Annotated in this window: 5 protein-coding genes; all 5 read left to right on the top strand. The window is 43.5% G+C overall.

The features are described from left to right. The first annotated feature begins 180 nt into the window (after positions 1-180). The 5 genes from ACFQZJ_RS05935 (at position 181) to ACFQZJ_RS05915 (ending at position 21,221) form a co-directional block, all read left to right on the top strand. Positions 181-12,525 (top strand): T9SS type B sorting domain-containing protein, encoded by a 12,345-nt coding sequence (locus ACFQZJ_RS05935; protein ID WP_379932997.1) that lies wholly within the window; start codon positions 181-183, stop codon positions 12,523-12,525. Positions 12,526-12,766: 241 nt separating this feature from the next. After that, a complete protein-coding gene (locus ACFQZJ_RS05930; protein ID WP_379932996.1) occupies positions 12,767-16,096 on the top strand; it encodes a DUF11 domain-containing protein in 3,330 nt (1,109 codons plus the stop codon). A gap of 170 nt (positions 16,097-16,266) precedes the next feature. Then, a complete protein-coding gene (locus ACFQZJ_RS05925; protein WP_379932994.1) occupies positions 16,267-19,389 on the top strand; it encodes a galactose-binding domain-containing protein in 3,123 nt (1,040 codons plus the stop codon). A 92-nt stretch (positions 19,390-19,481) separates the two neighbouring features. Next, on the top strand, positions 19,482-20,384 hold the full coding sequence (locus ACFQZJ_RS05920) for an ABC transporter ATP-binding protein (RefSeq protein WP_379932993.1): 903 nt from the start codon (positions 19,482-19,484) through the stop codon (positions 20,382-20,384). 3 nt (positions 20,385-20,387) lie between these two features. Beyond that, positions 20,388-21,221, top strand: coding sequence for an ABC transporter permease (locus ACFQZJ_RS05915; RefSeq protein WP_379932992.1), 834 nt, complete (start codon positions 20,388-20,390; stop codon positions 21,219-21,221). Positions 21,222-21,288 lie beyond the last annotated feature (67 nt).

The raw sequence follows: 21,288 nt of genomic DNA, 5'->3' as shown, positions 1-21,288 counted from the left end.
GAAGAACTAGGATTTAGAAGCCATATATCGATAAAGACCACGATAACGGGCAGTTCCAAATACGCTTCCCATAAAAAAAACCAAGTACACAACAGCTATACGTTGGTTGACAACAAATCGTTGCCTACAGGATTAAAATTTGGTTTTTTAGCGCCCAATAATCCTTATGAATAGCATTTAATGAAAAAATTACTTTTACTCTTGGCCGTTCTTTTTGCATTTGTTGGGCATGCACAGCTTAGTGACCTTCACTATTTACCGCCTCTGAAACAAGGACAAGATCGCCAAGGTATAGACCAGCAAACTATTCACCTTTCTACTCCTGAGCCCACTGCGTTCACGGTAAACGCCTATCGTGGCACCAACCCTACACCAATTGCAACGTTCAATATTTCCAATGTAGCACCAGCGGTGTATAACACTTTAGGGCGGGGAGATAATAATATAACCTTGGTAGACAATGCCAATACCGGAATTGTCCTAACCAATTCCGGACTACGTTTTGAATCACCTAGTGGTAATAGGTTTTATGTGAACTATAGAGGTAGTAGCGCGGCCCAATCTGCCTCACTTACCTCCAAAGGTAGGGTTGCCATGGGAACCCGTTTTAAATGGGGCGGTGTACCTAACTTGGGTAGGCACCCATCCAAATCGAATACCTTGGGAATTATGGCCACCGAGGATAACACTACAGTAACACTTTCCGGTTATGACCCGGATTGTAGCTTTAGACTGGGTAATAACGTAACGGGAATAACCGCTAACAGCTATACGATAACATTGGATGCGAACGAATCCTTTGTTTTTGAGAATTACGTAGGTAATAACGATACTGCGGCAAATAGTCAAGGTTGGATCGGGGCATCTGTAGTTTCGGACAAGGATATTGTGATCAGCAACGGTTCTATAAACTTTGGAAGGCAAGTGGGGGCCAGTAACCGTGATGCAGGCATTGACCAACCCGTGCCGGAAAACCGTTTAGGAAAGGATTATGTATTCGTAAGAGGTAATGGAAATGCCAACGGATGGACAGAATTTCCTTTAATTATCGCCACAGCGGACAACACCCAAATTACGGTAAACGGATCAGCTACGCCTATTGCAACCATAAACAATGGAGAGTACTTTCAAATTCCAAGTAACCTATATTCTTCAAACACGGTTGGAGCTAATATGTTCGTTCAAACGTCAAAAGACGCTTACGCCTACCAATGTATGGCAGGAGCGAGTACCGCATATACCCAAGGATTAAACTTCGTGGCACCGGTAAACTGTCTGTTACCGGATGTTATGGATAATATTCCGGACATTCGGAATATGGCAGGTACGGATGTTAGCGGTGGGCTGACCATTATTGCGGCGGTTAATACACCCGATGCCAACATTGTAGTTAGCAACGGTACAACAACGGTTCCTTTACCAGCCTCTAGACCGGTAGCTGGATCTAGCGACTGGAAAACCTTTTATCTGCCTAATCTTGATGGTAATATTAGTGTACAATCTACCGGACCAATGGCCATTGGTTTTTTTGGTTATAACGGAGCTAGAGGTGTGGCCGGTTATTTCTCAGGGTTTGATACCGTTCCAGAGGTAACCTTAGAAGTTAGGGGAGGCACCGGATGTTTTGTAGGTTCGGAAATCTATGAGGCTACCGGAAACTTTGACGCCTATCAATGGTACGAGGATGGCGTTGCCATACCGGGAGCAAACAGTCTTAGTTTTGCGGCCACAAGAGCCGGAGACTACTTTGTGAGGGGCACCAAAGGCCCATGTACTTATGATTCACAACCGATAACAGCCCTGTATTGCGATCCGGATATCATCGTAAACAAAACGGTAGACCAACCCGAAATAATGGAAGGGGAAACAGCAACCTTTACCATTCGCGTGCGAAACCTTGGTGTAGGCCCCGTAACCAACTTACAGATAACCGATAATATTCCCACAGGGCTTACGCTCGAATCCGCAACCACCATTACTGGAAACTGGAGCGGTAATACTTGGAATATTGGAACGTTGTTAGGTGGAGAAACTGCAACACTGGATCTGGAAGTTAGGGCAGATGAAATAGATACATTACCGCTATTAAGCCTCATAAATACGGTAACGAATTCCCAAGATCAAGTAGATAGTAACACTACTCCAGATAGCCCTACGGCCTATTTAACGGTTCATAACGATTATGACAATGATGGTATACGTGATGTTTCCGATGTAGATGATGACAATGATGGTATTTATGATACCGACGAATGTAATTCCTTAGGCGTGGATATCGCTAGTGGAAATGGTTTTAGCAGCACCCTATCAAGCACCCAAAACTATTTGGTTTATGACATTTATAGATTGGACAATTCCTTCAACCTTACTGTTAACGGAATTGATGTAGCCGGAGAACTACAGTTTAGTATTCCAAATAGCGGGAATGATGTAACCTTCTCGGACGGTTTTGGATATGGTCAAAATGGGATAGGCAACGTTTGGACTGTTTCGGGCGCGCCCGGAACTCCGCTTCTTCGTGTAGTCATAGATGAATCCGGACAGTTTAGCCTGTATGGTACACGTACAAGTAATGGCCCTCTAGAACCTATGACATTGAGCACCCCGGCCAATACAGTTAATTGGAACTCCACCGGAAACAATACGGTGGTAATTAACCAAATGGTAGTCGGACCTACCAACATGCGAGGTAACTTTTTGACCACCAATTGCGATACGGATGCCGATGGCATTCCAGACCATCTAGACTTGGATAGCGACGGTGACGGTTGTACGGACGCCAATGAATTTTATAAAGATGGAAATGCCGATGGAGGCGATGGCGGCGAGTTCGGTTCAGGAATACCTGTGGTAGATACCTCTGGAGCAGTAACCACTGCTTCTTACAACCAAGTTTTTGCTCCTGAAATCCTGCTCGGAAACACTACGGAAAACTTGGGCGGAACGGATATAAACGGTCAAGATGTAAGTCTTGGTCAAACCATACAATATGTACTGCGTTTCCAAAACACAGGAGATGATAATGCCCAAAACTTTACCATTAGAAATATACTTCCGGCAAATGTAAGCCTTGACAATGTTATCGTACCCGTTGGGAGTGGCATTACCAACTCGCACGATATAGCTACGAATACGATTAATTTTACCATACCAAATACCTTGGTTCAAGTAGGAAGACCTGAGTATATTATACGAATTACGGTTACCATAGCAGGTAACTGTACAGATTTTGTTGCTGCCTGTTCTTCCCTGTTGGAAAACAATGCATATGTAACATATACCGGTACCCAAAACACCAATACATTTTCAGATGAGCCCGGAAACGAACCTATCTCGGTATGTGCAACTGCACCTGAGGTAGCAAGTAACTCAATATTTAACGACCTATCGGATTGTAATGAATTTAGAATAGCACAATTGTGTAACAATAGTGTAATACTTACAGCAGGCTCAGGATTTACCACATATAACTGGGTATTGGACACCAACGGAAACGGACAAGTAGATGCCGGCGATACCGTCATGAACGACGGAGATCCGGATAACGACGCCAGCACATTATTTGTAACTGCAATCGGAGATTATATTGTTGAAAAATCATCTAATGGTAGCTGCCCAAATATGGTAGAGCGTATTCGGGTAGAACGTTTTGGTAGTACCCAGACCAATCCTATCATTGATTTCTTTAATCAGGTAAATTCCGACAATAATCCCGATAATGATTTACAGGGAGAACTGGTTACCTGTTCCGTTGACCAAGACGACTTACAGAAAATATTCTTATGTGGTGCAAACGATGAAACTACTATACAATTGGGTATAACGGATGCACAGAGTATTACTTGGGAAAAGCTTGTTGAAGGCAGCTGTACCTCTAGCGGTCCCGATTGCGCCAATAAAAACTTGAATTGTACCTGGAACCCTATAGCTACCAATAATAATTTTACCGTTACCGAAAGTGGTCAATACAGGGTAGTATTAAGATACCAAGGTGGTTGTCCAAGCACCTTTTATTTCAATGTATTCAAAAATGAATTGGTAATTGACACGCCAATTGTTGAAGATATCCTTTGCGATACCGATGGTTCTATACGGATTACGAACGTAGGTTCCGGATACGGATTCCAATTAGTGGACGCGGATAACAACGACACTGTTATCGTTCCTTTTTCGGCCAATAACGGACCCATATTCAGTATTGCCAACAGTGGCACTTATAAAGTACAAGTAACACAATTAGACCCATCAACAGGGACACCGATTCCTAATAGCTGTATTTTTGAGACTTCGGATATTGGCGTTCTTGAGCGTGATTTTAACGTTAATCTTACCAGTACACCGGCAGACTGTAATGACCTAGGGACAATCTCCATTCAAGCCTTAAACGTACTACCCAACTATAGTTATGAACTCAGATTGGATGATGGCTCTAACGGTGGTACTGGAACTTTTGTACGCGATCTATTAGCATCAAACGACAATACACACACCTTTACGGGAGTTGCGCCAGGAAATTATATCGTAGTTACAGGAACGGATAATGGCTGTGCCGATGCACAATCTATCGTTGTAGAACGTACGCCAAACCTCAGCCTATCAGCATCTTTACAGAGCAATATTACATGTACCGCAGGTGTCATTAACCTTACGCCGGGTGGTGGGATTCCAAATGCCAGTTACCAAATGGCAATATGGAGTAAAAATGGGGTGGATTTATATACGGATATAGCAGCGATACCAGCATCCGAAATACAAATAGGAAATGGTGCTAACTTCCTGTTTGGATATACTGGAAATCCAGCTACTTACGTGCCTGGTGAAGAAGGCACATACACCTTCATTGTTACCGATGGTAGCGGATGTTCCCAAATCTCCAATGCTGTTACTATCGAAGACTTGGGCAGCTTGTCCGTAACTGCAAGCCATACACAGATTACCTGTGCAGATACAGGTACTTCTTCTATGACCGTTGCGGTTACGGGAGGTACCGCTCCTTACAGATACAGTTTAGACGGTGGTATTACCTATCAAAGCACAGCCACCTTTGCTAATCTTTCAGCTGGTTTCTATGAAATTACCGTTGCCGATTCCAGCGGCGTAGGGACAGATGCATGTACGGAAACGATTACTTATGAAATAGACCAGCCCTTTCGCTTAACCGCCTCCCCTTCTATCATCGAAGATGCTTTTTGCGATCCTAACGGAGCGTTGGTTAAAATACTAAATCCAAACGGAGGCCAAGCACCTTATGAATTTAGCTTTGATGGCGGGAGTACTTTTGGACCCCAAGAATCCAGATTATTACCGGGATCACATCAGCTAGTGCTCAGAGATGCCATTGGATGTAGCATTACTATGGAAATTACGGTTCCCAACCCCATTGCCGATCCTAGTTTTGATCAGGCTGTAGCTTATGACTGTGATGGATCGGCTACGGTAACCATAAGCCCATCCAATACCACGGATTTTGAATATACCTACACCCTTAACGGAACCTTGAATACACCAGCGGAGAATAATATCTTCACAAATGTAGCTGCTGGCACCCAAACGGTCACCGTTGGATACACCGGCAGTATAACACCGGATCAAAGCACCTTGTTTTTCGAGAGCTTTGGAGCAGGACCAAACACCCAAATTGGGGAAATTGGCACTGGTTATTGCTACGAACCCCAAGACGGGAGTACAACAAATTGTAATCTTGGCCCGGCCGGAATATTGGTAGACGGGGAATATTCCGTAACCAACCGGGTAACAAACCCGATTCCGGCCTATAGAAACCCGAATGATCATACCGGATTAACGGACGGTCGCTTCTTGGCCATTAACCCTAGTAATAATTTAGTGGGCACCAATAGTATCATTTGGAGCAGAAACAACATAGAAGTATTGCCGAACAGAGATATAGATATATCGTTTTGGGCGTACAACTTAAGGCAGAACACATCCGCAGGTAATAATCCAGAAATTACCATAGAGTTGGTAGATGCAGGCGGTACTGTTATCAACAGTTTTTTAACGGCTGAAATTCCTAAAAATACGAACGCGGACGACTGGCATAATAGAACCTTTACGGTAAATCCAGGAGGCAATACGGTCGTAGGCATCGTTTTACGTAGCAGTCAGCCTAGCGAAGATGGCAATGAACTGATCTTGGATGACATTCAAGCCTCACAAACTCCTGAAATCTGCGAAAAAACTAACGATATTACGGTAGTTGTAGAAACAGGTCAAGCTTTTGAAGCTACTTTATTGAGTACCATTGACACCAGCTGTAGCACTAGTACAGATGGTGCTATCCGTTTTGAAGTATCAAATTTTGACTCGGCTACGGGCTTTGAGTATTCTACCGATGGCGGTACTACTTGGACAACTTCCTTAGTATCACCGGTAACCACCACGGCAAATTTAGCGGCAGGTGCGTATACCGTTGATGTACGAAAAGTAGCGGACAATTCATGTACTGGTTCGGTTTCAGCTTCAATTAGCGCTCCAGCGGTCATAGTGCCACAACTTACCCAAATTGCAGATTATACCTGCTTTAATACAGGTGGCACCTTAGAAGCATCTGCAACCGGCGGCAATCCCGCTTATGAATATAGAATCGAAGACCTTGGGGGGGCAGAAATAGCTGCATATCAATCCAGTCCTATATTCCCTAATATACCGGATGGCACCTATGTTGTGCGGGTTAGGGACGGCAATGGATGTGAAACGGTATCTACAACACAGGTACAGATCAACCCACCAACAACTATAGATTTTGATGTAACGCCAACCGCTTGTTATGATGGTCAAAACAACGCCTCACTAAATGTTTCCGTAAATACCGGCAATGGCGGGTATACCTTTAGAATCAATGGTGGTGCATGGATGACTCCTACGCCCGCTACGGCCTCAACTTATAGCTTTACCGGGTTATCAAATGGCTCCTACGATGTAGAAGTAACCGATAGTTTTGGATGTGTTTCTCCGGTGGAAACCCTAGTAATCTCACCTACGCTATTAGCACAAGTAGACGTCGTTGATGTAAGTGCCTGTGCAGATGGAAACATTACGGTAACGCCCACTGGCGGTCTAGGAGCATATTCCTATGCCTTTTTACCAACGGGAACAGCAGTACAGGACAGTGATTTTAGTGCTACCGACAACATTGTAATAACCAACGCAACTGTAGGGGATTATGACGTTTATGTAAGGGACAACGGTGCAACGGCACCCTATTGTCAGTTTTTGGAAACAGTAACGGTGGCAAGCTCACCCATACTTGCTTTTACTGCGGTACCTACAGATGCAATATGTTTTGGTGATACTGGTAGTATTGCCGTAAACATTACATCCGGTCTTGCTCCGTTCACCTACCAATTGGTAGATGTTGACAATGGAACATCAAATGCTACTCAAACCGGCGTCATGACCACTACAAGGACCTATTTTAATTTAACGCCAGGTGATTATAATGTGATCGTAACGGATGCAGCCGGTTGTTCGGTTGATGTAAACGGTATAACTGTTGCGGAACCAGATGAATTAACGGCAACAGTGGTAGGTGTAACCCCCGCTAGCTGTACCGGTAATATAAATGATTTTGGATTTGAATTCAGTGCATATCCTACAACACTTGGAACTATTGAATTTAGCGCCGATGGAGGAACTACTTGGACAGGCGATAATAGTAATCCCGGAGTTTCGGACCGGTTAACCGGCTACCTTTCAGGAGATACCGTATACCCGGCTATGAGAACGGTAGACGGTTTCGGAAATACAGTATGTGAAGTGGTATTGGACCCATTGATCGTTCCTTATCCTTTAGATGATTTAGATATTACTATATCCACAGTTGTAGTGAACTGTAATGAACTTCAGGTAACCGTTCAAGGTGATGAAGGAACAGCTCCTTACGAGTATGCTTTTTCAGAAAATCCAGGTAATTTTAATATTGCTACCGCAACATGGATATTTGGAAGTACTACGCGTATAGACGGTGCCACTGTACCAGTAGGAGAAGGATTACACCAATGGACAGGCTTAGTACCTGGAAGAACATACGTATTTTACGTACGGGACAATAACGGTTGTATTAGGCAGAGTAACGTAAATGTCAATGACATAACGGTCAACCCCATGGATATCACGGCAGATTTTGAACCATCATGTGCAGGAGCTAACAATGGTGAAATCACCTATACCATTACCGATACGGACGGGGTTACGGAACCCAGTATGGTATGGACCTTGTTCGATGTTGATGGTAATACCATACAATCAAGCGCAGGTACAGTGGGTTATTCAACTACCATTACCGTTAACGGTTTGGCACCGGATGAATACTATATACAAGTACAGCAAATTGATGGTGTAGGTACTCCGCAGTGTATCAGCGCGAGCGAAAATCTGCTCTTGGAAGAATTAGATCCTATAACGGCAAATGCACCTAATGCCATTCAACATATCAGTTGTGAAAATCCAGGTTTAATTTTGATAGAAAACATTCAAGGTGGTGGTGGCACCTATACCTATACCGTAAGTGGTCCTTCAGGATTTACGCTTACAGGAACGCCGGACAACCCTATAGAAATTCCGGCAAATTCCGATGCAGGCGCATACAATGTACAGGTTAGTGACCAGTTTGGCTGTTCTTACGACTTGGGCGATGTGAATATGACCTTGACCGCAAATCCGGCAATAACGAACATAGTGGTAGATAACTGTAGTGCCGCCGCATCTGTAACAATTACTGCAACGACCGGATCCGCATCTATGGTATACTCTTTGGATAACGGAACAACATACCTGAACAACGGAGGTGTTTTCAATAACGTGGCCCCAGGCCCCTATACCGTCTTTGTAAAAGATGCTAACGGCTGTACGGACTCACGTGCGATTACCGTAAACCCAAGCCTTCAGGCAACCGCTTCCCTGACTCAAAACCTGGGTTGTGGTGTTGGACAAGAAGCGGAATTGACCCTGAACGTTACCGCAGGCTCTACTAATTACGAGTATGAAATTACGAATACCGCAGGAACGGTAATTGCAAGACAAGCAATGGCCACCACTACCATATCGACGATGGTTTCCGTTGCGGATACCTATACTGTAAATGTTTATGATATAGGAACCAGCAGCCCTGAATGTAATCGTACATTTACCGTAGTGGTTCCACCTGCCGTACTACCTAGCTTCACTCCCAACCCAACAGATGTAAGCTGTAACGGTGGCAGTAATGGTACTATAGCAATTTCAGAGACCAATAATGGTAACAACCCGTTAACCTATGCCTTGGTTCCGAACCTTGCAACCTTTAACGCAACAACCAATGCTTTTGAAAACCTTCCTGCGGGAATCTATAGTGTAACGGCAACAGGACCTAACGGATGTACTACCGCCTTAAATAACATACAGGTAGATGAACCCGACCCGATTACCTTTGCAGCCCCAACAGTAAACTCTTTTACATGTAGCAGCGGCAATACCAAAGCCAATGCAACTATAGTATTGGATGTAAGCCCGGGCAATATCCTAGGTGGTTCGGGAACATATACGCGATTTGATTTCGTAAACAACGCTAATGGCAGCGTATTACAAAGCGGTACTTCGAACAGTTATACCTACACGGACAATAATGGCGGAGACGTTATAGTTCGCGTAATAGATGCAAATGGCTGTATAGGAGAACAATTGGTAAACGTGCCGGCGTACGATGCCTTAGGAACACCGACCATAGCAATTGACGACAACATTTCTTGTAGTAACTTGGGCGAGGATATTTCTATAGGTATTACTAGCACCGTAACGGATTTCGCAAGTAATCCTGGCAACTACCAATTTAGGATGTTGCCTACAGGTGCCTTCCAAGCATCTAATCAATTCACCGATTTACAACCTGGTAACTATACCTTTACCATTAGAAACGTTAGCACGGGCTGTGAGGTTACGGCAACACACTCCGTTGCGGATCCTAATACATTCGATGTAACCGTAAATAAACTTTCGGACGCGGTTTGTTTTGGTGATGATGGTAGTATTACACTTGCTATAACTGATGCAACCTATATGGGAGGATTTTCCTGGGAGATATTCAATAGCAATGGTACACCGGCAGACCGTTCTGACGATGGTGCCGCTATCCTTACCGGAAACTCTGCCAACATAGGGCCAACAGCGGCAATAAATATACCGGCCGGCAATTACATAGTAGAGGTTGTACAAGATGCCTTCCCGGATTGTACACAGATACGTTCCTTTAGCATTGCTACGCCAACTGCTCCTCTTACCTTGGATACCATTGCACGGACGGAAGTAGGTTGTAGTAATGACCAAGGAACTGCATTGATAAATCCTTTAGGGGGCATGGCACCGTACGATATTCAATTAACGAATACCGTAACAAGCGTGGTGGCCAACGCAACTAGAGTAAACTCTAACTTGTTCCAAGGCTTAACGGCAGGGCAGTATATGATATCCGTGACAGATGCTCTAGGGTGTACGCAAGTATTTGCAAATGCATTTGAGCTCCTGTTACCAGATCCAATTAACGGAACCCTAGCGGCGACGGATTTAGCGTGTCAGGATGATACCGATGCTACGATTAGCCTAACTTTAGGCGCAAGAAATGTAACCAGTACGTATCGATATATTTTGAATACCTATACAGATGCGACGGCAAGCAATCTTGTACGTAGCACGGCCAGTCAAGTAACAGGATCATTCAATAATCTTGGTTCCGGGTTCTATACGATTGAAGTGTTGGATACAATGGGATGTACTTTTGAATCCCCGATTACCGAAATTGTTAACCCAACAGAGGTAAGCGCCCAGTTATTGACCACGCAAGCTATAGGTTGCCAGCAAGGAGCTACCTTGTCGTTAACCGCCCAAGGCGGTACGGCACCTTACAGATGGAGTACAGATGGTGCAACATTTAACCCTATGAACGGTTTAAATGGAGCGGATTTACATGAATTCCAAAATGTTACACCGGGAAGCTATCAATATTTTGTAATCGATAGCGAAAACTGTGTTTCCGTAATTTCAAATGAAATTAATGTTAATGTCATTGAAGACTTAACCGTAGCCTTGGATACCTCAGCGGCATTGATCAACTGTAACGGTGAGAGCTCCGCTTTAATCGATGCAACCGCGGATGGCGGTCTTGGTAATTATCAATACGGATTGTTCTCCGATAGTGGTCTAACCAACGAAATTAGGCCTTACCAAGCTGATGGCCTATTCACGGATTTACCACAAGGCACATACTATGTTAGTGTATTAAGCGAAGATTGTCAGGTAACTTCCGAGGTCGTAACGATAACAGAACCGGATGTAATGGTGGCAACTCCAACTATTACAGATGTCCTTTGTAATGGCGATGATAATGGTAGTATTACGGTTGCCGTAGAAGGTGGCACAGCTCCTTATCAGTATGCCATATCCCCTAATCTAAATCAATTTGATGAGGCAAATACCTTCGAAGACCTTGCACCCGGTGACTATTCGGTTATCGTACAAGATAGTAAAGGTTGTTTTGAGCTTATAGAATTTTCGATTACAGAACCGGAAGTGCTGGAAATGGAAGTTATAGTAACTCCGGAATATTGTGTTGGTGAAGCCGATGGAACAATTACCATAAACCCAACGGGAGGCACGGCTCCGTACAGCACTAGTCTTAATTCGAACAGTGATGGTGACTTTACCGAGGATCAATTGACCTACGACAATCTTACCAGCGGTGATTATATTGTCTTTATCAAGGATGCCAACGGATGTGAAACCAATCAGACAGTGGTTGTTGAAGAAGGGGTGAACATAAATGCAACAGTAGAAGTCATCTATGATTGTCCTGATGGCACATTGGGCAATAGTATAGAAGTTACGCTCGAAGATAGGACGGAAAGATTGTATCTCCTATTTGCTTTGGACAGCACAGATCCAAGTGATCTGCAATTAGAACCGGATTTTACTAATATTGCGCCTGGTCCTCACACCTTAACTATAGCCCATGACAATGGCTGCACCAGAACTTTCGCTTTTGAAGTGGAGGCTTTTGAACCATTGGGAATAAGTCTAGAACAACGTAGTCTAAACGAGATAACCGTAGTTGCTACCGGAGGAAGGGAAGGATATACTTACTTATTTAACGGTATCGACAACGGAGATGACGAAACCTACTATATAAAGGAAACCGGAAACTACGAGGTAACCGTTTTAGATGAAAACGGCTGCGAAGCTACGGCGAGCATATTCATGGAATTCATAGATATCGAAATCCCTAATTTCTTTACCCCCGATGGTGACGGTCAGAACGACTTGTGGATACCAAGGAATATCGAACAATTCCCTAATTTCTTCATGAACATCTATGACCGTTACGGCCGTACTGTATTTAGGCTACAGGATAACCCCGAGGGTTGGGACGGTTTCTATCAGGAAAATACACTGCCAACAGGAGATTACTGGTACGTGATCAAACTAAATGGCGAAGATGACGATAGAGAATTTGTTGGAAACTTTACCTTGTACAGATAAAAGGACAATAACCAATACAACCACAGCTCCGATAGCTTCCATACGTGGAAATATCGGAGTTTTTTTTAAAACACTATGGTTAAACCATTCCTGTTTTCGAAGGATTAAGTACATACCACCGCTCAACAAATAAGTGCTTAACAGTAAAAAAACATCGATAAACAACGTATAGCTTACCTTTCACAACAATAAATTGCAATACCCTTTAAATCTCAGTTTCTTAGCAAAAAATACGGCACTAATGAGAAGACAGCATTGTCTTTTTTTATTATTGGTCATAGCCTGTTTTCAGGGCTATTCCCAATTGAGCGATCTACATTATTTGCCCCCTTTACGGCAAGGGGCCAATAATGCGGGTATTCGAGATCAAGCCATCTATCTATCAACTCCCGAAACCACCGCATTTACGGTTAATGCCTTTAGGGGAACCAATACAACGCCACTCGCCACTTTTTCAATATCCAATACGAGTCCGGCTACTTATACCCTTGCAGATGGCAATAATAATATCACCTTGGTGGATGATAACAATACCGGTGTTGTTCTGACCAATAGTGGACTTCGTTTTGAAGCTCCGGGAGGAGAACGATTTTATGTAAATTATCGTGGAAATTCCAATTCACAAGGCGCTTCCTTGACCTCAAAAGGACGAATAGCAATGGGAACGAGATTTAAATGGGGAGGTGTGCCCAACCTAGGTGCCGAAAATTCCAAATCGAATACCTTAGGTATAATGGCAACGGAGGACAATACCACAATTACCCTATCTGGATATGATCCTAATTGCGAATTTCGAGTAGGCACCAATAGAGCAGGGATTACGGCGAACAGTTATACCATAACCTTAGATGAAAACGAATCATTTGTTTTTGAAACCTATATCGGAACATCGCCCACCCTTGCACATGAACGGGGCTGGATCGGCGCCTCAATTGATGCGGACAAGGACATCGTAATAAGTAACGGCTCTATAAATTATGGCCGGCAGGTAGGAGCAAGTAATCGTGATGCTGGGATAGACCAACCCGTACCGGAAAATAGATTGGGAAAGGAGTATGTTTTCATTAGAGGAAACGGAAATGCAAACGGCTGGACAGAATTTCCGTTGATTATTGCTACCGAAAACAATACACAGGTTTTTATAAATGGCTCCGCAACAGCGGCGGCTACACTCAACGAAGGGGATTTCTTTGAAGTGCCAAGTAGTAATTTTTCATCGAATACGGTAGGAGCAAATATGTATGTGGAGACTTCAAAGGATGTTTATGCTTACCAATGTGTAGGTGGATCTACTAATCCCTATACGCAAGGATTAAACTTTGTTGCTCCCGTAAGTTGCCTTTTACCGGATACCATGGACAACATACCAAATATTACGGATGCTGCCGGCATTACTATTTCCGGAGGTGTTACCATTATAGCGGCAACCACTACGCCCGATGCCAATATAATAGTACGCGACGGTACCGGTATAAAAACCCTACCTCCTTCGTCAGCCGTAACAGGAACATCGGATTGGAAAACCTTTTATCTGCCCAGTTTAACAGGAAATGTCAGCGTACAATCCACAGGACCTGTAGCTGTAGGTTTCTTTGGTTTCAATGGTGCGAGAGGGGTTGCCGGGTATTTCTCTGGATTTGATACAGTTCCCAGTATAGATTTAGAGATTACAGGCAACAACTGCCTACCCGGAGGTGTTCTAGAAATTTCAAGTGGGGAGACCTTTGATGCCTATCAATGGTTTGGTGACGGTGTTTTAATACCAGGGGCAACCTCAGCAGCATATACCGCTACCATTGCAGGGGATTATTTCCTTAGGGTAACGCGCGGCCCGTGTACCTATGATTCAAATTCCATATCCGTTTACTACTGCAACCCGGATATTCAATTAATCAAAACAGTTGATAATAGTATTGTAAACGAAGGAAACACGGTAACATTTACCATTACAGTTCAAAACTTTGGCGTAGACTCAGCTACCAACTTGGTAGTTACGGATATACTACCTGCCGGACTATCACTGGTTTCTGCATCACCTTCTGTTGGTACATGGGCCTCGCCTAACTGGAACATAGGCACATTACCCAGTGGCACCTTGGAAAATATTGATATTGTTGCACTTGCAGATGCAAATAATATGACCGCCCCAGCGCAGTATCCGACCAATACGGCAAGCAACACCCAAGATCAAACCGACAGTAATATTACGGCTGACAGCCCGTCAGCGTCCGTAACCATCTTAAACGATTTTGATGGTGACGGTGTTATGGATATTACGGATCTGGACGATGATAACGATGGTATTTTAGACAGTGTAGAATGTGGATCAAGTATAGGCTCTGGAACAGTTTCCGACCCCTTCACCAATTTATATGGAGCCAATTTAGTAACAACTTCAGGAAGGTATTATTTTAATTTAGGGGCAGGGGTTTTTCAGGCAGATATAGATACATCTAACGGCGGCGGCTGGGTACTGATACTTCAATATGTGCATGCTGCGGGTACCAATCCTAGTCTTAATGTGCTGGCCGCAGGAGCGAACTTACCTGAATTCAGTACTGGAGTTTTAGGGGACGATGAATCAGGTTCCACAAGCACTTGGGGACATTTAGGTAATTCAGGGTTCTCGGATTTAGGCGCCGAGGAGTTACGATGGTACGGTGCAACAAGCGGCCATGAAAGGGAAATTCATTTCTTTTCGGATATTGGAATTAACTATGCAGGAACCGGATCCGGAAATTTCTCGGGAATCAATACCTCTAACACCAAACTTACTGGACATACGGCAAATGTACCCGATGTTGTAAACGGTCTTTATTCCAACCGAGGGGATTTTGCGCTAACGAATTTCCCATTTTACCGAGGCGCATCATATCACTGGGGTATAAGAGGCAACGGAAACCGTTGGGAAGTAGATGATTTTCCAAATAATGCTTCACGCTCTACCATTCACAAAGTTTGGGCTCGGGCCACAACCTCGCCATGTGATGACTCGGATTCCGATACTATTCCAGATAGTTATGAACTGGATTCCGACAATGACGGCTGTTCCGATGCCAACGAGGCCTACAACGATACCAATGCGGATGCAGGTGATGGTGCATCATACGGCACCGGAACGCCGCCACCAACAAATGGTAATGGAACCGTAACAGCGGCCTCCTACCCAACTCCTGCCGATATGAATACCAACGGCACATTCGACTTTCAAGAAATGGGCGTTGCACCTTCGATTTCAGTAGAACCCATAGATCAACGTGTCTTTATAGGAAATGATGGCACCGTGGAGGTGTCTTCATCAGATAGTGATACTTACCAATGGGAGGTAAGCACGGATGGGGGAACCACCTTCAATCCCATTAGTGATGGAAGCGAATATACTGGTACGCTAACCGATGAATTAAACATACTTTCCCCAGACTTGACCAAGAACGGATATATATACCGAGCACTACTTACAAGTAACACTTTTGTTTGCGGACAGACCTTAACCAATGAAATTGTACTATCCGTTGGACCACGAACTATTATTACCAATAGACGAATCACAATAAGGGTAAATAAAGATTGATTTAACGTTGTAACTGATCTATTAACCTTGTACTTAAATGCTAAAAAGATTAATAGAATCAAAGGTTCACAGATGTTAATTCACAACTAACAACTGCTATTTATCCTTTCACAACAATAAATTGCGATACCCCTTGGTTATTGGTTTATTTGATTGAAATTAATATGTTGATGGGAAAACAATTGTGGCTCTTTTTGATACTGCTTATAATGGCCTGCTTTCAGGGTTATTCCCAATTGAGCGATCTGCATTATTTGCCACCGTTAAAACAAGGAAGTAACGGTGGATCGGTAAGGGAACAGCGCATTTACCTATCCACACCCGAAACTACACCTTTTACCGTTAATGCCTATGTAGGAACAAGCACCACCCCTATCCCCTTTACCATCTCAAATACCAGTCCGGCAACTTATGATCCAGGAGACCGGAATAATGGTATTACCATGATAGGCGACTCGGATACGGGTGTGGTGATCAGTACGGCGGGCCTTCGTTTTGAAGCTCCTGGTGGACAAAGATTCTACGCCAACTATAGGGGAAGTAGTGGCGCGCAATCTACCTCTTTGACCGCAAAAGGAAGGCAAGCTTTGGGTACGGCCTTTAAATGGGGTGGCGTACCCAACTATGGAACCACAAATGAACAAGGAACATCTTTAGGTATCATGGCTTCCGAAAATAATACTACTGTAGATATTTTTGGATACGACCCCAACTGTGAATTTAGACTAGGAAACGATAGAGATGGTATTACCTCAAATACAATTCAAGTCGTTTTGGATGCTGGTGAAAGTTTTGTATTAGAAGCTCATATTGCAGAAAGTACGGCCAACGTAGAAGGGTGGTTAGGTGCCTCAATCGTGTCCGATAAACCTATCGCCATTAGTAACGGTGGTCTTAATTATGCCGTAGTAAACGGTTCCGGTGGTTCCAGAGATGCCGGTATTGACCAACCAGTTCCGGAAAACAACCTCGGAAAAGACTATATTTTTGTAAGGGGCGGAGGAATAACGGCAACCGAATTCCCTATTATCATTGCTACCCAGAACAATACACAAATATTTGTGAACGGATCAGCTACGCCTATTGCGACCATAAATAATGGAGACTATTTCATAGTCCCTGGAACCAATTATTCTAGTGGTTCGGCCGGTGCGAATATGTATGTAAGAACTTCAAAAGATGCGTACGCTTACCAAAATTTAGCAGGTACCAGTGGTAGACAAACCGTGGGGCTAAATTTTGTGGCCCCTTTAAACTGTTTGATTCCCGATACGGTAAACAACATACCCAATATTACGGACGCTGCCGGAACCACGTTAACAGGAGGCATCACCATTATTGCCGCTACCACTACCCCAGATGCCAATATCATTGTAACAGATGGCAGCGGAGTCGTTACAAAACCCTCGTCACAACCAGTGGCGGGAAACACGGATTGGAAAACATTCTACATTCCCAATCTTACGGGCAATGTGGATGTACAATCTACCGGTCCAATAGCGGTAGGTTTTTTTGGCGGAAATGGCAACCGAGGTATCGCTGGCTATTTTTCTGGGTTTGATGTTGCTCCTAATGTAGATTTACAAATTACAGGAACTCAATGTTTACCCGGTGCCAGCCTTGAAGTTATAGGTGAAGCATTTGATGCCTACCAATGGTTTTTCGATGGAAATCCAATTGCGGGTGAAACAGGTACTACGTATAACCCAACGGTAGCGGGAGACTATTTTGTAAGGGTTACAAAAGGTCCTTGTACCTACGACTCCAATAATTTGCAAGCCTATTACTGTAATCCGGATATTCAGCTTTTGAAGACTGCGGATGTTACGACCGTAAACGAGGGAGGCTTCATAACTTTTACCGTTACCGCTCAAAACTTTGGGGTTGATCCTGCTACTAATTTGGTAGTTACGGATGTACTGCCAGCTGGACTTTCATTGATCTCCGCAACTCCAAATATGGGGTCGTGGTCTTCTCCCAACTGGAGCATTGGTACCTTGACCAGCGGAACATTGGCAAGCATTGATATTGTAGCCTTGGCGGACCTAAATAATTTGACATGGCCAACACAATCATTAACAAATAACGTCACCAATGCACAAGATCAATCCGACAGTAATATTACGGCTGACTCTCCATCGGCAACCATTACCATTCTCAATGATTATGACAATGATGGGGTTCTGGACATTACGGACTTGGATGATGACAACGATGGTATACTGGATACAGTGGAATGTCCAGCAAGCACCGTAAATCTTGCACTATCCGGTACCGCTACCCTAAGTAGCACCTATCCCGCCGGGGATGCTTTTAAAGCAAACGACGGTAATACGGATGGTAACTGGGGAGGAGGTTCGGTAGTCCATACACAAGCCACCACCGGTACAGAGTGGTTAACCATTGATTTAGGAAATAGTGAAGTCATAGATGAAATACAGATTTGGAATCGTACGGACTGTTGTTCGGAACGACTTTCCAATGCCTATGTTATGGTTTCAAACACACCATTTCCAACCAACACCGATCTTAACCAATCCATAAACAATTCGGAGTTTACGACCCAACTTGGAAATACTTCGCTACAATCCCAAATTGTGATTCCCGTTGGGATCACCGGTAGGTATGTACGATTGCAACTATCTGGAAATAATGTAAGCGGTGGTTATATAAATGTCGGGGAGCTTCAAGTATTTGGACCTGAAAACTGTAATTCGGATACCGATTTTATTCCAAATAGCTACGACTTGGATTCTGACAATGACGGCTGTTCCGATGCCAACGAGGCCTACAACGATCCCAATGCGGATGCAGGTGATGGTGGATCATACGGCACCGGAACGCCGCCACCAACAAATGGTAATGGAACCGTAACAGCGGCCTCCTACCCAACTCCTGCCGATATGGATACCAACGGCACATTCGACTTTCAAGAAGTGGGCGTTGCACCTTCGATTTCAGTAGAACCTCTAAACCAAAAGGTATTTATAGGTAACGATGGCACCGTGGAAGTGTCTTCCTCAGATAGTGATACTTACCAATGGGAGGTAAGCACGGATGGGGGAACCACCTTCAATCCCATTAGTGATGGAAGCGAATATAGCGGTACTCAAACCGATGAATTAAACATAATTTCCCCAGACTTGACCAAGAACGGATATATCTACCGTGCACTACTTACAAGTAACACTTTTGTTTGCGGACAGACCTTAACCAATGAAATCGTACTATCCGTTGGACCACGAACCATTATTACCAATAGACGAATCACAATAAGGGTAAATAAAGATTAGAAACTTACGCTTTCATAATCTTTTGGGGAGAATTTGTAACAAATTCCCCTGTAGTTCGTCCTGTTAGTATATCAATCAAAACCAATCACATTTTGGAGCATATACTAACGGTAAATAATCTTACCAAAAAATTTGGTTACCTCACTGCTGTAAAAGATCTTTCTTTCACCATAGAAAAGGGAAACGTATATGGTATTCTAGGCCCTAACGGAAGCGGAAAATCTACCACCTTGGGTATTGTACTTAACGTTGTCAATAAAACACAAGGAGATTTTTCTTGGTTTGATGGGGACGTCTCTACACATAATGCGCTAAAAAAAGTAGGTGCTATTATAGAAAGGCCCAATTTCTACCCCTATATGACGGCAATACAAAACCTGAAACTGGTATGTAAAATCAAAGAGGTACCCTCGGATAAGATTGAAGAAAAGTTAGAACTGGTAGGGCTCCTAGAAAGAAAAGACAGTAAGTTCCGCACCTATTCTTTAGGAATGAAACAGCGTTTGGCCATCGCCTCTGCCCTGCTAAACGACCCGGAAATACTCATTTTAGACGAACCTACCAACGGTCTAGATCCGCAAGGTATTCATCAAATAAGGGAAATCATTAAAAAAATCGCCTCCCAAGGCACCACAATACTTTTGGCCTCACATTTATTGGACGAGGTAGAAAAAGTCTGCTCTCATGTGGTTATACTCAGAAAGGGAGAAAAACTATATTCCGGTCGTGTTTCGGACATGATGGCCACCCATGGTTTTTTTGAACTAAAGGCCACGAAAAATGATGCACTTATCGATCACTTAAAAGGTAATGTAAGTTTTGGCGAAATTAAATCCGAAAACGGACTCATTACCGCTTTCTTAAAAGAGGATATTAGTGCAGAAGATTTCAACAAGTCTTTGTTCGAAAAAGGAATTGTACTCTCCCATTTGGTAAAACGTAAGGAAAGTTTGGAAGAGCAATTCTTGGAACTCACCAAAAACCAATCCAACTAAGCCATGATACGATTACTACATATAGAATTTATAAAACTTTGGAACAACAGGGCTAGCAAGGTATTGATCATCTCCTATTTTGTTTTGCTCACCTCAATTGCATTGGTCGCAGCGATTAAATTTGACATTGGGCCTATAAAATTCCACTTGGCAGAAATCGGCATTTTCAATTTCCCGTACATCTGGCATTTCAATACTTTTATAACCGCCTTTTTTAAACTGTTCCTTGCTATCGTAATCGTTTCTATGATGGCCAACGAGTACAGTAACAAGACCATAAAACAGAACCTGATAGACGGTCTCTCCAAGAAAGAGTTCATCCTTTCGAAATTCCTCACGGTAGTGACCTTTTCATTGGTCTCTACCCTCTTTGTATTCGTTGTATCCTTAATCCTTGGCCTAGCCTATTCCGACTTTAACGAAGTTTCCATCATATTCTCCGATTTGGAGTTTATCGTAGCGTTTTTTGTAAAATTGATGGGGTTCTTTTCGTTTTGCTTATTCTTGGGCATTCTTGTAAAACGTTCTGCGTTTGCATTGGGGTTCTTAATTATTTGGCAAATTTTCGAAGGGATCGCAAGAGGACTGATGCGATGGAAATTGTTCGATGAGAACACTACGGATACCATTATGGGCTTCTTTCCATTACAATCCATGTTCAACCTAATAAAAGAACCTTTTACGCGTTTGGAAGCAGTGCAAACCGTAGCCGACCAAGTTGGCGAAACCTTCAATTTAAACTATCATGTGCAATGGTACGAAATACTGATCGTATTGGCTTGGACCTCAATTTTCGTTTACCTGTCGTATGCCTTATTGAAAAAGCGGGATCTATAACCTTTGTGAAATTAGAGGGTAGTCTTGAGAATATAGCAGATAGTCTAAATAAATTGCTGTAGCAGTT

Origin of the sequence: Maribacter chungangensis, from assembly GCF_042676845.1 — a bacterium.
Taxonomy (GTDB): domain Bacteria; phylum Bacteroidota; class Bacteroidia; order Flavobacteriales; family Flavobacteriaceae; genus Maribacter; species Maribacter chungangensis.
This window is presented reverse-complemented; position numbering and strand designations above follow the sequence as displayed.

Coding starts and splice junctions, on each gene's coding strand:
- ACFQZJ_RS05935 (WP_379932997.1), top strand. CDS start 181: ATGAAAAAATTACTTTTACTCTTGGCCGTTCTTTTTGCATTTGTTGGG.
- ACFQZJ_RS05930 (WP_379932996.1), top strand. CDS start 12,767: ATGAGAAGACAGCATTGTCTTTTTTTATTATTGGTCATAGCCTGTTTT.
- ACFQZJ_RS05925 (WP_379932994.1), top strand. CDS start 16,267: ATGGGAAAACAATTGTGGCTCTTTTTGATACTGCTTATAATGGCCTGC.
- ACFQZJ_RS05915 (WP_379932992.1), top strand. CDS start 20,388: ATGATACGATTACTACATATAGAATTTATAAAACTTTGGAACAACAGG.